The following is a 12,998-nucleotide window of genomic DNA, read 5'->3' on the forward strand; positions in this document are numbered from 1 at the left end:
TATACTAACAAAAGTGCTTTGCAAAAGACTAGGCGGCGTGCTTTTTATTTGTTGTTGGGGCGGTCTTTCGGTATACTACTTTCCCGTCTGAATGCAATCCCAAATTTGACCTGACCAACTAGGTATCACATGGCGACAAACTATATTTTCGTAACCGGCGGAGTTGTATCCTCGCTGGGTAAAGGCATTGCTGCAGCCTCTCTGGCGGCAATTCTAGAAGCACGGGGCCTCAACGTTACCATCATGAAGCTGGACCCCTACATTAACGTAGATCCGGGTACCATGAGCCCAACTCAGCACGGTGAAGTTTTTGTCACTGTAGACGGGGCTGAGACCGATCTTGACCTGGGACACTACGAGCGTTTCATTCGCACCCGTATGACCAGCAGCAACAACTTTACCACCGGCCGTGTCTATGAAGACATTATCCGCCGTGAGCGTAAAGGTGAATTTTTAGGAGCGACCATCCAGGTCATTCCTCACATCACTAACGAAATTAAACGTCGTGTTATTGAAGGCAGTAAAGGCTTTGATATTGCCATTATTGAAATTGGCGGCACGGTAGGTGACATAGAGTCACAACCTTTCCTTGAAGCTATTCGCCAGTTGGGCACGGAAATAGGTCGTGATCACACCTTATTTATGCACCTGACTCTGGTGCCATTCTTAGGCGCTGCAGGTGAGGTGAAAACCAAGCCGACTCAGCACTCTGTGAAAGAACTGCGTTCTATTGGTATTCAGCCAGATGTATTGGTGTGTCGTTCGGATCGCTCCTTACCGGCAACAGAGCGTTCGAAAATCGCTTTGTTTACCAATGTAGAAGAGCGAGCGGTTATTGGCTTGCGCGACGTAGACAGCATTTACAAAATTCCTTCTATGTTAAAGGCCCAGAGTTTGGATGACATAGTCACCAAGCGCTTTAATTTAGATTGCCCCGAAGCCGACTTGCATGAATGGGAAGAGGTTCTGTATCAAGAGTCGAATCCGAATGGTGAAGTGACCGTCGGTTTTGTCGGTAAGTACGTTGAACTGCCGGATGCCTATAAGTCGGTGAACGAAGCCTTGGCTCATGCCGGCCTTAAAAACCGTTTAACGGTAAACATTCGTTACATCGATTCTCAAGACTTAGAAACCAAAGGTACGTCTAAGCTTGAAGATGTGGACGCTATTTTGGTGCCAGGCGGTTTTGGTGATCGTGGCATAGAGGGCAAGCTTATTGCGGCGAAATACGCGCGCGAGAATAACATTCCTTACTTAGGCATTTGCTTAGGCATGCAAGTGGCAATGATTGAATTTGCCCGTAATGTTGCTGGTTTAACCGGCGCTAACAGCACTGAGTTTGATGAAAATTGCAGTGACCCGGTAGTTGGTCTTATCACTGAATGGATGGACGCCAGTGGTCAGAAAGAACTGCGCGACAAGCATTCTGACTTAGGCGGCACGATGCGTCTTGGTTCACAGGAATGTCATTTAGAAAAAGGTTCTAAAGCGCTTAAAATGTATGGCAAAGAAACCATTGAAGAGCGTCACCGCCATCGCTACGAAGTGAACAACCATTACATTGAACCGCTGGAAAAAGCAGGCTTAAAAATCACGGGTTACTCGCATGACAAGCAGTTAGTTGAGATTCTGGAAAACCCGAAACACCGTTGGTTTGTTGCGGTACAGTTCCATCCGGAGTTCACTTCAACGCCGCGTGACGGGCACCCGTTATTTAAAGGCTTTATAGAAGCTGCAGGCGAATTTCATAAAGAGCGTTTGGGTTAATAACCCGGCTAATGATTAAGCATTAAACAGGATTAAAGCATGAGTAATATTGTTAAAGTTATTGGTCGCGAAATCATGGATTCCCGCGGTAACCCAACCGTTGAAGCTGACGTTTATTTAGAGTCGGGCCATATGGGCCGTGCAGCGGCACCAAGTGGCGCTTCAACCGGGTCACGTGAAGCTCTGGAGCTGCGTGACGGTGACAAGTCGCGTTACCTGGGCAAAGGTGTTGAAACGGCGGTTGCTAACATTAATGGTGCTATTGCTGAAGCATTAAGCGGTATTGATGCGACTAACCAGGACGCTGTCGACAACATTATGCTAAAGCTCGATGGTACTGATAACAAAGAAAAGCTGGGTGCTAACGCCATTCTGGCTGTTTCTCTGGCGGTGGCTAAAGCAGCGGCTTTGAGCAAAGGTATCGAGCTTTACGAACACATTGCTAACCTGAACAACACCAGCGGTAAATACAGCATGCCATTGCCAATGATGAACATCTTAAACGGCGGTGAACATGCGGATAATAACGTGGATATTCAGGAGTTCATGATCCAGCCGGTTGGCGCTGAAAGCTTCAAGGAAGGCCTGCGTATGGGCGCTGAAGTGTTCCATGCTCTGAAAAAGGTTCTGCAGAAGCGCGGTTTAAGCACAGCAGTTGGTGACGAGGGCGGCTTTGCGCCTAATTTATCGTCTAACGAAGAAGCCTTGCAGGTTATTGTCGAAGCGGTTGAAAAAGCGGGCTATAAAATGGGCAGCGACATTACCCTGGCTTTGGATTGCGCGGCCTCTGAATTCTTCCGTGATGGTAAATACGAATTGTCCGGTGAAGGCAAGTCCTTTACTGCGGAAGAGTTTGCAGACTATCTGGCAGAGCTTTGCGACCGTTACCCAATTATTTCTATTGAAGACGGCCTGGATGAAAGTGACTGGGACGGCTGGAAAGTCTTAACCGAAAAACTGGGCAGCAAAGTACAGTTGGTCGGTGATGACCTGTTTGTGACCAATACGCGTATTCTGAAAGAAGGTATCGATAAGTCGATTGCCAATTCAATTTTGATTAAATTTAATCAGATTGGTAGCCTGACAGAAACCTTAGCAGCTATAGCAATGGCGCGTGAAGCGGGGTATTCGGCGGTTATTTCTCACCGTTCGGGTGAAACCGAAGACGCCACCATTGCCGATTTAGCAGTAGGCACCGCAGCGGGTCAGATTAAAACCGGTTCACTGTGTCGCTCTGACCGGGTTGCTAAGTACAACCAATTATTGCGTATAGAGGGCGATCTGAATGGCCAAGCGCCTTACCGCGGACGACAGGAAGTCAACGCTGGCTAGTCAACAGGCGGACATATTTCAGCCGCTGGCACAGCAGGGCGATTTTGCCGAGCTGTGCTCAGCGCTGTATGAACGCGAATTACCGCAACTTGCGCAGGTTAATGATATGCCTGTTGCGGCTTTGCAACGTCGTTTAGCCAGCCTTCCGCACTATATTCGTCATGCCGCGCATGGTTGTCTTAATGCGGTAAGACATTCGCCGTTAAAGCTGGATGTTCAGAACGCCAGCTGGCAAGCCCCTCAGCCGACAAAAGTTCCTTCAGCCGGTATATCTGCCGAAGGGCAAAGCCAATGGTTTGCTAAGCATGCCGCTTTGGGCCTGGTGGTTCCGGTTCGCTATCAAACCCCTGAATTCACGACCATAATGCTGGACAGTATCGACCGAGTGGATCCTGATAAAAAGCGCCTGCACCTTAACTACCGTGGCTGGTTTGATTTTTCCGGGCAGGGTGAGCACACTCAGGATACCTTACTCAAGCCTAATAAACGCATTATGACCGCAGCCAGCTGTGGACATCAGTGGAATCATAAAGGGCGCATTAATCCACGCACCTTAACGCTGCGTGAGCTGTTATTAGTGGCTACCCTGGACTGGAAAAAGTTTCAGGTGGCATTGCGGATAGCTCGTTAAGCCAGTCTTGCCATACCGGTTGTAATCCTTTCGCTCTAATTGCCTGTGCCACCTCACTTACTGGCCTGTCGTCATCTATCGAAAACTGTTCCAGCTCTTGTTGCTCGTTGGCGTAACCGCCGGGCTGCGTTTTTGATTCCGCACTGACCGAGGTCACACCTAGCCGAAACAACCCATCACGAAGCGCTTGTTGTTCGCGGGTGGAAAGGCTGAGCTCTACATCGGGGAACCGCAATCGATAGGTGCAAATTAACTGAACCAGTTGTTTATCAGAAATTGTCTTTGCGTTATCGACACCTCCGGCACAGGGACGTAGCCGGGGAAATGACAATGAATAACGACTGCGCCAGTAGCGTCTCCGTAGATAATCCAGGTGCATGGCGGTAAAGGTGCTGTCGATACGCCAGTCCTCCAGTCCAATCAGCGAGCCGAGGCCAATTTTATCGATACCGCATTCGCCCAGGCGGTCAGGTGTTTCAAGCCGCCAACGGAAGTCGCGTTTCTTGCCTTTTAAGTGATGCTTAGCATACGTAGCTGCCTGGTAAGTTTCCTGATACACCATAACCGCATCCAGACCCAGCGTGCGTAATTCAGCGTATTCATGGGTAGCCAATGGCTGCACTTCAAACATGACATAGCTGAAATAGCGTTTGATAATGGGGAGCGCCTGACGAAAGTAATCAATACCTACCTTGGCTTCATGCTCGCCAGTCACTATCAGCAGGGTGTCAAAACCTTTGGCTTTTATGGCCTGACATTCCTGCTCGATTTCAGCTGGCGACAGGGTCTTACGCTTTAAGCGATTACTCATGGAAAAGCCGCAGTAGCTGCAGTCGTTAGCACAGAGGTTCGATAAATACAGCGGAATGAACAGGTGCAGGGTATTACCAAAACGCTGCCGGGTCAGTTGCTGTGAGCGTTCGGCCATAAGGGGCAGATAAGGCTCCGCCGCCGGCGACAGTAAGACCATGAAGTCGTCCGTATTCAGATGTTTTTTGCTTAAGGCGGTTTCAACGTCAGCCGCGTTTTTACTGTAAAGCTGCAGGCGGGTATCATCCCAGCTGGTTTGCTCCCAAACAGTGTAAAAGCTCATAATGACTCCAGAAACTCCGTTAACGGACTGGATGCGGACGCTTTTAGCGAAGCGTTTTGACTTAAGCCTGCTTCAAAGGCCTGACGTCCAACAATAACCGCGTCGCGAAAGGCTTTTGACATAGCGACAGGGTTATTCGCCGTGGCTATCGCGGTATTCACCAGCACAGCGTCTGCGCCCATTTCCATGGCTTCAACGGCGTGGCTGGGTGCGCCAATGCCCGCATCGACAATGACCGGCACCGATGCCTGCTCGATAATAATTCGTAGGAAGTCTCGAGTAAGCAGGCCCTGGTTTGAACCTATGGGGGCGCCTAACGGCATAACCGCCGCGCAGCCAACTTCTTCTAAGCGTTTACACAAGACCGGATCAGCACCGCAGTAGGGCAGTACGGTAAAGCCTTCTTTTACCAAAGCTTCAGCGGCTTTTAGGGTTTCTATGGGGTCTGGCAGCAAGTAGTTAGGGTCGGGGTGTATTTCCAGTTTAAGCCAATGGGTGCCTAAAGCTTCACGAGCAAGGCGTGCAGCAAAAATAGCGTCCTGTGCGGATTTTGCGCCGGAGGTATTTGGTAGTAGCTGTAAACCCAAATTTTTAATGGGTGTGACGATGTCGTCAGTGGGGCGTTCAAGTTCAACGCGCTTTAACGCCAGCGTTACTAATTCGCTACCGGAAGCAGCAAGGGACTTCTGCATAACGTCCGCACTGCTGTATTTGCCGGAGCCTATGAGTAATCGGGAATGAAAATCGCGATCGGCTATTCTCAGCATGGTTTAACCTCCGGCCACGGCCTGAACAAGTGTAATGGTATCGTTGTCTTTAAGCTCGGTCTGTTGCCATTTTTCCCGGTGTATAATCTGTCCGTTTAAAGCGACGGCAACGGCCGAGGTATCTACGTTCTGAGCAGACAATAGCTGCGATAAATTGCTTTTTTCAGTGATCTCAAGATGTTTGTCATTAATTTGAATGCGCATTTTGACCTCCGCATACAGGGCATGAAGCGGCCCGCGGTAAATAGAGTTGTTGCCAGTTTTGCGATAATCCATTGAAGGTGTGCAGGTAACCCCAGGCAAGCTTATGTCCGGTAAAATAATTAATTGCCTGTAGCGCCTGACTGGATCCCATAATGCCCACAACAGGAGCGGCTATACCCGCGTTACTGCAGTTCAGTGGCTCAGTAACAGCGTCGGGATAAAGGCACTGATAACAGCCGTGGGAATTCTCTGGGTTAAGCGCAATAAGTTGCCCGTTAAAGCCGCGCGCCGCGGCAGAAATGAGCGGCGTATTCACGCGGTAGCAGCTTTGGTTGATCAGGTACCGGGTCTCACGATTGTCGGTGCAGTCGAGGACTAAATCGGCTTGTTCGGCGAGCGCGTCCAGGTTTTCTTCATAGGCCTTTTCTTCAATAGCGGTGATACGAATGTCCGGGTTTAACCGCGACAAAGAATGACCAGCTTGCCGCGCCTTGGACAAGCCAATATCATCGCTGGAATAGAGTGTTTGCCGCTGTAAGTTGCTGAGGCTGACGGTGTCATGATCGACCAGTGTGATTTGCCCAACGCCCGATGACGCCAGATATTGGCTGGCAGGACAACCAAGACCACCCAATCCAATAATCAGCACATGCCTTTTGAGCAAACGCTGTTGTCCAACTTCGCCTATTTCTTTCATCAGTATGTTACTGCTGTAGCGCAGAAGTTGTTCGTTACTCAGCATGGGCAGCCTCGTTCTCTTCCTTAATTTCGGCTTCAGCGTCCATCGCAGTCAGTAACTGATGGACAGCCTGCTCGACGTCGTTCGCAGCAGTAATCGCGCTAACAACCGCTATGCCGTTAATTCCGGTAGCTTTTACGGCAGCTACGCGATCTAAAGAAATGCCACCAATAGCGACTGCCGGTATGTTCGTTGGCGCTAATAACGCGACATAGAGGCGCAGTCGCTCCAGACCTTGGGGTTTAGACGGCATAGCCTTGGTCTGAGTTGGAAAGATATGACCCAGAGCGATGTAAGAGGGCGTGTACGCTTGAGCAATTAATAACTCGGTGTAGCTGTGAGTGGAAATGCCCAGTCGCAACCCTGCTTGCTGAATAGCGTGAAGGTTAGCTTCCGTTAAGTCTTCCTGACCTAAATGCACGCCATAAGCGCTGTGCTTAATAGCGAGTTGCCAGTGGTCATTAATAAACAACTGAGCTGAATATTGCTCCGCCAGCTGAATGCTTTTTTTAATAGCGGCTTCCAACTGAGGAGCATCTGGGTCTTTAATACGCAGCTGAAGCGTTCTAATGCCCAGTTTTAAGAGCTTTTCTATCCACTCATAAGAATCTACTACCGGATACAGTCCGGGTTCCTTGTCCAGCCTGGGAAACTGGAGGTCAACGCAGGGCAACTCCGGCGTTTTAATCCTTGGAAAATGTTTAATTTTCTGTGGCCAGTGTGTATGAGCAACAGGGCCTGGTCCGCGGCCTATACCTTTCGCCTCAATCAGGCCCTGATGCAGATAGGCATTAGCTACCGTAATGGCATCCTCAAGTGGATAGTCATGTGCTAGTGCCGCGGCAATGGCAGAAGACAAGGTACAACCTGTTCCGTGGCTGTGCTTTGTTTCCAGCTTTTGCTGAATGTACTGAATATGCTCATCGGCGCTAAGGTAATAGTCAGAGATTTCATCGGAGTGACCAAACTCAGTACCAGTGATAAGGATCTGAGTTAGTCCCGCATGAAAGAGTTTTTCGGCGGCGCGACACATTGAGTTTTCATCAATAACTTCTACGCCGCTCAACCAACTGAGCTCATCCAAATTCGGTGTCATAATATCAACCAGTGGGAGCAACTCCGTACAGTGTTCCGGGAGCAGCTCTGACAGCCTATCCTGCTGAGTGCTGACAACCACCGGATCCCAGACTATACAAGGTTTAGGTATGGTATCAGGCCATTGCTTTAAAAAGTCAGCCACACACTGAAGCTGTTGCACATTACTAAGCAACCCCACTTTTATCGCAGCAGGGGGCATGTCCTGTTGCAGGCATTCCAGCTGCTGACGAATGGCGTCAGCAGCTAAAGGGAATAACCCGGTGGTTTCAACCGAATTCTGAGCGGTCACTGTGGTTATGACACTGCAGCCATGCACGTTCAGGCTTCGGAAGGTGTTCAAGTCCGCCTGAATGCCTGCGCCACCGCCGCTGTCAGAACCCGCGACGGTCCATACGACAGGTACCGACATTATTCTGCTCCTTCGGTCGCCGCATCTTTTACTTTTACATCAATACGGGTGTCAGGATTATACTGACGCACCTCGTGCGAAATTTTCATGGAGCAGAACTTAGGACCGCACATGGAGCAAAACTGCGCGGTTTTGTTCGAATCCTGCGGCAGTGTTTCATCGTGATAGCTGCGAGCGGTAACCGGGTCCAACGCCAGGTTAAATTGATCCTCCCAGCGGAATTCAAAGCGGGCTTTTGACATAGCGTCATCCCGCGCCTGAGCGCCTGGGTGTCCTTTGGCTAAATCGGCCGCATGAGCCGCTATTTTGTAGGCGATCATCCCTTGTTTAACATCTTCTTTATTAGGCAGGCCTAAGTGTTCTTTCGGTGTTACGTAGCAGAGCATGGCACAGCCAAACGCGCCGATCATGGCAGCACCAATACCTGAAGTAATATGGTCGTAACCGGGTGCTATATCCGTGGTTAGCGGCCCTAAGGTATAGAACGGCGCGCCATGACAATGCTTTAACTGCTCATCCATATTTTCCTGAATTTTATGCATGGGCACATGGCCTGGGCCTTCTATCATCACCTGCACATCGTATTCCCAGGCAATTTGAGTCAACTCGCCGAGTACTCTCAGTTCAGCAAATTGAGCTTCGTCGTTAGCGTCGGCTATGGAACCGGGGCGCAGGCCGTCACCTAAAGACAGCGACACATCATATTTCGCACAAATTTTGCAGATATCCCGGAAGTGTTGATAAAGAAAGCTCTCTTGCTGATGCGCCATGCACCATTTCGCCATAATTGAACCGCCACGGGAGACTATGCCGGTAACTCGTTTTGCAGTCAGTTTAATGAAGTCGTGTAGTACACCGGCGTGAATCGTAAAGTAGTCGACCCCTTGCTCAGCCTGTTCCAGCAGTACGTCTTTAAATACTGGCCAGCTCAGATCTTCTGCAATGCCATTGACGCGCTCTAATGCCTGGTAGATAGGCACCGTACCAATAGGAACAGGACTGTTGCGTAAGATCCACTCACGGGTTTGGTGAATATTACGGCCGGTAGATAAGTCCATTACGGTATCAGCGCCCCAGCGAGTCGCCCATACCAGCTTTTCAACTTCTTCTTCAATCGATGAACTGACCGAGGAGTTACCAATGTTGGCGTTCACTTTAACCAAAAAGTTGCGTCCAATAATCATTGGCTCTGATTCGGGATGATGGGTATTAACGGGTATAATCGCACGTCCGCTGGCGACTTCATCGCGAACAAACTCGGGCGTTATGGGGTTTTCAAGGTGCTCTCTACCCATATTCTCCCGCAGTGCAATAAACTCCATCTCCGGCGTAACGATGCCGCGCCGGGCGTAGGCCAGTTGAGTAATACCGTGGTTGTTTTGTTTGTTTTCGCTGTGGCGTTGCTGAATCCAGTTTTCACGAACCTTTTTCAAACCCGCTTTAACGTCAATTTTAGCGTCCGGGTCGCCGTAGACACTGGAGGTATCATACACATCCACCGGTTCGTTAGGTGGTAACTTAACGCCAGGCGTGGGCTGGTGCAAAGTTTCGCTTAGATGAATGCGGCGAAAGGGCACCTGGATATCGTTAGTGCCGGACAGAAATTCACGGCTGGAATTAGGGTAATAATGCCCGGAAAGTGAGGATAAAAAAGATTCAGCCTGTTGGCGGTTTAAACGGTTATTCGATGGTGCAGTTGACATAGCATTCTCTCATTTTGTTGATGTTAGAGATGCTTGTCAGGAGTGTTGAAAGGAACACCAGCGCAGAAACGACGGTTGTGTCATGCTGGTGCTCTCTTGTTCCCTTCGCAGGTATTAGCCTGATCAGGTTCAACGGATCCCGCAATTGCGGTCTCAGCCGACTACTTACTCAATAAAGTAACCGGCACTCCGACAAGATTCTTTTTTAGTGGAACAAAATCTTAGAGCGAATGCAACCGCCGTTATTATCTAACCAGTTTAGTGACAACTTTTGCAGGCTTATCCATCGGCTGGCTTAAGCCCTCTATACGCTCAGCAATAACCCCTTGCTTATCGAGAATGGTGATCAAATTGCTGTGATCAAAATCACCGTCGGGACGTTGGCGATATCTCACTCCAAGTACTGTAGCAAGTGTTCTGATGTCCTGCTCTGAACCGTTCAGAAACAGCCAGTTGTCGTTGTTAAGCTTATATTGCTTAACGTAGTCGGCTAGTGCCTCGGGTGTATCGCGATTAGTGTCGAAGCTCACCATAACAAGCTTAACGTGCTTTTGGGTATCTTCGTCCAGCTTGGTGTATAAGCGTTTTACGTCATGAACCAACACCGGGCAGGCGGTGGTGCAACTGCCGTAAATCATCGAAATAATTACCGGTGTTCCCTCAAGCTCAGACAGTTTTAACTCATTTTTTTGATGTGTCTTCCAGGACGCATCAATTTGGTATACCGACTGGGAGTGAGACACTTCTGCCGCATTCATTGTTGTGTGATTGCTATGGTCACCGTGCTTATTGTGGTGTGAATGATCTTGCGCCATTAACTGCGCAGAGAACACCAATGAAGCCAGAGCAGTAAGTTGAAAGAATTTATTCATGGTCGTTCTCCAGGTCGTATGCGCAGCGGAATCCCATAGTGCTGGTTGCACTTTGAGGAGCGTAATCACTGCGCGACTGATAACGGAAAAATGTGGCGTAATTGGCGTTGGTGAAACTGGACATAAAGCGCGCTCCGTCGCCACAAGAACCGGAGAGCAAATCGACATCATCGCCGTTACTTAATAATAATTGATAGTCGTTCACCCATTCGTTGACGCGGTCGTGCATATGCATCAGTTGGTCTGCGTTTGGATCAACAGTTTGTTGTTTACTCGTGTGTGGCTGGCTATACCAGGCAAACAGTTTGCGTGCGTAGTCATTGTCACTAATGTTTTGCTGTTGCCGATATTGCACAGAAGCATATTCCCACTCATTAAGACTGGGCAACCGACCACCTTGAGCGGCGCAGTATTCTCGTGCGGCAAACCAGGAAACATAAGTCACAGGTTCGTTTTCTCTATCCTCTGCAATAGCGGTGTTCCCACTCCAGTGTTTCAGATAGTTTCCATCGTGGAACAGGGCAGCGATGTTATCTCGCTGCCAACGAGGGTTCTCATGTACAAATTCCAGGTAAGCTTGGTTAGTGACCGGAGTTGCATCCAGCATAAAACTCTCCATTTCAATGCTGAGGCGCTCTTTGTCCAGTAATACCGGAGGTTCGAAAGGACCACCGTTAATCAGGACTGGGTCCGCGAGCACTAACGGTGAAAACAAAACACCTGCAACTCCAAGCCACTTAACCATAACCTTTCCCCTTATTTCTCTTTACGAGGGCCAGCAATTAACGCACCAGCTGCACCACGTTCTGCATCAGCAAATTCGTGATCGACCAGTTTGTAAATTCCTTCTTCCGGAACAATAAAGTCGATGGTTGCACTGTTACTTGCACCTAACAGGACGGTTTGCATACCGTACCACTCGTTACGCGGGTCGCCTTCGTACCAGACGCGGTCAAAGATGGCTCCAATAACGTGGAAGCTTGAAGTGCCGGACGGGCCTGCGTTTAATACATGTAGGCGTACCCGGTCACCTTCGTTTGCACGTAATGGGTTGTCGCTAAGAGCTGCAACATGGCCATTAAAGGTAACGTGGCTTGGTTGACGATCGAGCGCTGCGCCGTGGTTGTAAATATAATTACCTTCAGCCGCTTCTTCCAAATAGTGCTCGGACTGAACCAAAACGTACTCGTGATCAACGTCTTTATCAGTTGGGTAACCGTCTTTGGGCGATACAACAACCGCACCGTACTGGCCCATAGCTGTGTGCATAAGCACACTGGAAGTACCACAGTGGTACATGTAAGTACCGGCGTAGTTGGCTATCCATTCAAACTCAATAGTTTCACCCGGAGAAATGGTACGCCACTTGTCTTCCGCCGCTACTGTTCCGCTATGGAAATCCATAGAGTGTGGCATAGGATTAATCACTGGCTGACTATTCTGATAATTGTTCGCTTGTACTTGCTGGAAAAATGGTGAACCATTTTTGACCGGTTTTGTAATAGTTACTTCTTCATCAGACCGATTTTTCATTTTAAAAATGACGCGATCGCCTTCACGTACGTGCAATACAGGACCTGGTACTGAGCCACCGAATGTCCAGGCTGAATAGCTGACGCCAGGGGCAACCTCAATTTTCTGAGAAAAAACGTCCATGCGTACGTCGTGAGTTTTGTTACCCTCATAATCCAGTTCCGCTAAATGGGGGACTGAAGTCAGGTAGTCACCAACAACCGCCGGACCGTTGTATTCTTCGCGATAGACTTTAGCTTCTGGTAAGCCATAGATTTTACCGTCAATAACATACTCGCTGTCGTGCTTAAGTTTCATATCGGCAGCAGTGGCAGGAGTTGATACAGAAGCCATAGCGGCTAGCAGAGACGCACTGATAATGGATAAGCTTAGAGTTTTCATAGTGATATTTCCTTTAACAACTAATAAATAAATTTAACGTAAACTGCTAACCGCATCGGCAGTTGTTTCTTCGCTGCCTTGCACCAGTTCTGTGTTGATGTAATTAACTAACGCAGCAATATCTGCGTCTTTTAGGTAACCCATGGGCGGCATTGAGCCGTTGTAGTTGGTTCCGTTGACAGTGATAGGACCTGACTTACCTTTAATGATGGTTTCAGCGATATAAGCTGGTTTGTCTTTAAGATTTGAATTGTTAGCTAACGGGGGAAAAACGCCCTGCATACCTTTACCGTTTGGCTGATGGCAGGCTTGGCAATATTTTTTATAGACGTTCTCGCCGTCGCTGGCGTTGACTGGCTGGCTTATAAATAGACCGGCAAGTGACACTGCAATGAGTGATACTTTAACGAAAGAATGAATGCTCATAATGACACCTTAGTGACTGACTTAAGATGTCCCTAGAATAGCG

13 protein-coding genes and 1 riboswitch are annotated in these 12,998 nt (G+C 48.9%); of the genes, 3 read left to right on the plus strand and 10 right to left on the minus strand.

The genetic code is table 11. From position 1 onward, the window contains the following. The first annotated feature begins 129 nt into the window (after positions 1 to 129). Genes ACP7FG_RS00790 through ACP7FG_RS00800 form a run of 3 tightly spaced genes read left to right on the plus strand, consistent with a single transcriptional unit; the run spans position 130 to position 3,730 of the window. Positions 130 to 1,767, plus strand: a complete 1,638-nt coding sequence (locus ACP7FG_RS00790; RefSeq protein ID WP_199494951.1) for a CTP synthase — start codon at positions 130 to 132, stop codon at positions 1,765 to 1,767. A 39-nt stretch (positions 1,768 to 1,806) separates the two neighbouring features. Further along, the gene (gene eno, locus ACP7FG_RS00795; RefSeq protein ID WP_439225228.1) at positions 1,807 to 3,099 is read left to right on the plus strand and encodes a phosphopyruvate hydratase; all 1,293 of its coding nucleotides are present in this window, start codon (positions 1,807 to 1,809) and stop codon (positions 3,097 to 3,099) included. After that, positions 3,053 to 3,730 carry a hypothetical protein gene (locus tag ACP7FG_RS00800; protein ID WP_439225229.1) on the plus strand — a complete coding sequence of 226 codons (678 nt, stop codon included), beginning with the start codon at positions 3,053 to 3,055 and terminating at the stop codon, positions 3,728 to 3,730. The genes eno and ACP7FG_RS00800 overlap by 47 nt, the downstream gene beginning before the upstream one ends. Here the strand turns inward: ACP7FG_RS00800 and thiH are convergent. The 10 genes from thiH to ACP7FG_RS00850 form a co-directional block, all read right to left on the minus strand. Next, the gene (gene thiH / locus ACP7FG_RS00805; protein WP_439225230.1) at positions 3,681 to 4,823 is read right to left on the minus strand and encodes a 2-iminoacetate synthase ThiH; all 1,143 of its coding nucleotides are present in this window, start codon (positions 4,821 to 4,823) and stop codon (positions 3,681 to 3,683) included. The genes ACP7FG_RS00800 and thiH overlap by 50 nt on opposite strands. Next, positions 4,820 to 5,590 carry a thiazole synthase gene (locus ACP7FG_RS00810; protein ID WP_439225231.1) on the minus strand — a complete coding sequence of 257 codons (771 nt, stop codon included), beginning with the start codon at positions 5,588 to 5,590 and terminating at the stop codon, positions 4,820 to 4,822. Before ACP7FG_RS00810 ends, thiH begins: the two co-directional genes overlap by 4 nt. A 3-nt stretch (positions 5,591 to 5,593) precedes the next feature. Further along, a complete protein-coding gene (gene thiS / locus ACP7FG_RS00815) occupies positions 5,594 to 5,794 on the minus strand; it encodes a sulfur carrier protein ThiS (protein WP_278358732.1) in 201 nt (66 codons plus the stop codon). After that, complete coding sequence (locus tag ACP7FG_RS00820) at positions 5,778 to 6,536, minus strand: HesA/MoeB/ThiF family protein (protein WP_222235428.1); 759 nt, start codon at positions 6,534 to 6,536, stop codon at positions 5,778 to 5,780. Before ACP7FG_RS00820 ends, thiS begins: the two co-directional genes overlap by 17 nt. Then, on the minus strand, positions 6,526 to 8,040 hold the full coding sequence (gene thiE, locus ACP7FG_RS00825; protein ID WP_439225232.1) for a thiamine phosphate synthase: 1,515 nt from the start codon (positions 8,038 to 8,040) through the stop codon (positions 6,526 to 6,528). The genes ACP7FG_RS00820 and thiE overlap by 11 nt, the downstream gene beginning before the upstream one ends. After that, the gene (gene thiC / locus ACP7FG_RS00830) at positions 8,040 to 9,743 is read right to left on the minus strand and encodes a phosphomethylpyrimidine synthase ThiC (RefSeq protein WP_439225233.1); all 1,704 of its coding nucleotides are present in this window, start codon (positions 9,741 to 9,743) and stop codon (positions 8,040 to 8,042) included. The genes thiE and thiC overlap by 1 nt, the downstream gene beginning before the upstream one ends. A gap of 83 nt (positions 9,744 to 9,826) precedes the next feature. Beyond that, positions 9,827 to 9,945: riboswitch (TPP riboswitch) on the minus strand. Positions 9,946 to 9,988: 43 nt separating this feature from the next. Continuing rightward, positions 9,989 to 10,615, minus strand: a complete 627-nt coding sequence (locus ACP7FG_RS00835; protein WP_439225234.1) for an SCO family protein — start codon at positions 10,613 to 10,615, stop codon at positions 9,989 to 9,991. Then, entirely contained in the window at positions 10,608 to 11,360 is a 753-nt protein-coding gene (locus tag ACP7FG_RS00840) for a formylglycine-generating enzyme family protein (protein ID WP_439225235.1), read from the minus strand. Before ACP7FG_RS00840 ends, ACP7FG_RS00835 begins: the two co-directional genes overlap by 8 nt. Before the next feature lie 11 nt (positions 11,361 to 11,371). Beyond that, complete coding sequence (locus ACP7FG_RS00845; protein WP_439225236.1) at positions 11,372 to 12,529, minus strand: multicopper oxidase domain-containing protein; 1,158 nt, start codon at positions 12,527 to 12,529, stop codon at positions 11,372 to 11,374. A gap of 33 nt (positions 12,530 to 12,562) precedes the next feature. Further along, the gene (locus ACP7FG_RS00850; RefSeq protein WP_439225237.1) at positions 12,563 to 12,955 is read right to left on the minus strand and encodes a c-type cytochrome; all 393 of its coding nucleotides are present in this window, start codon (positions 12,953 to 12,955) and stop codon (positions 12,563 to 12,565) included. Positions 12,956 to 12,998: the final 43 nt, after the last annotated feature.

It is taken from the genome of Idiomarina sp. ST10R2A5 (assembly GCF_051842325.1).
Classification (GTDB): Bacteria; Pseudomonadota; Gammaproteobacteria; order Enterobacterales; family Alteromonadaceae; genus Idiomarina; species Idiomarina abyssalis.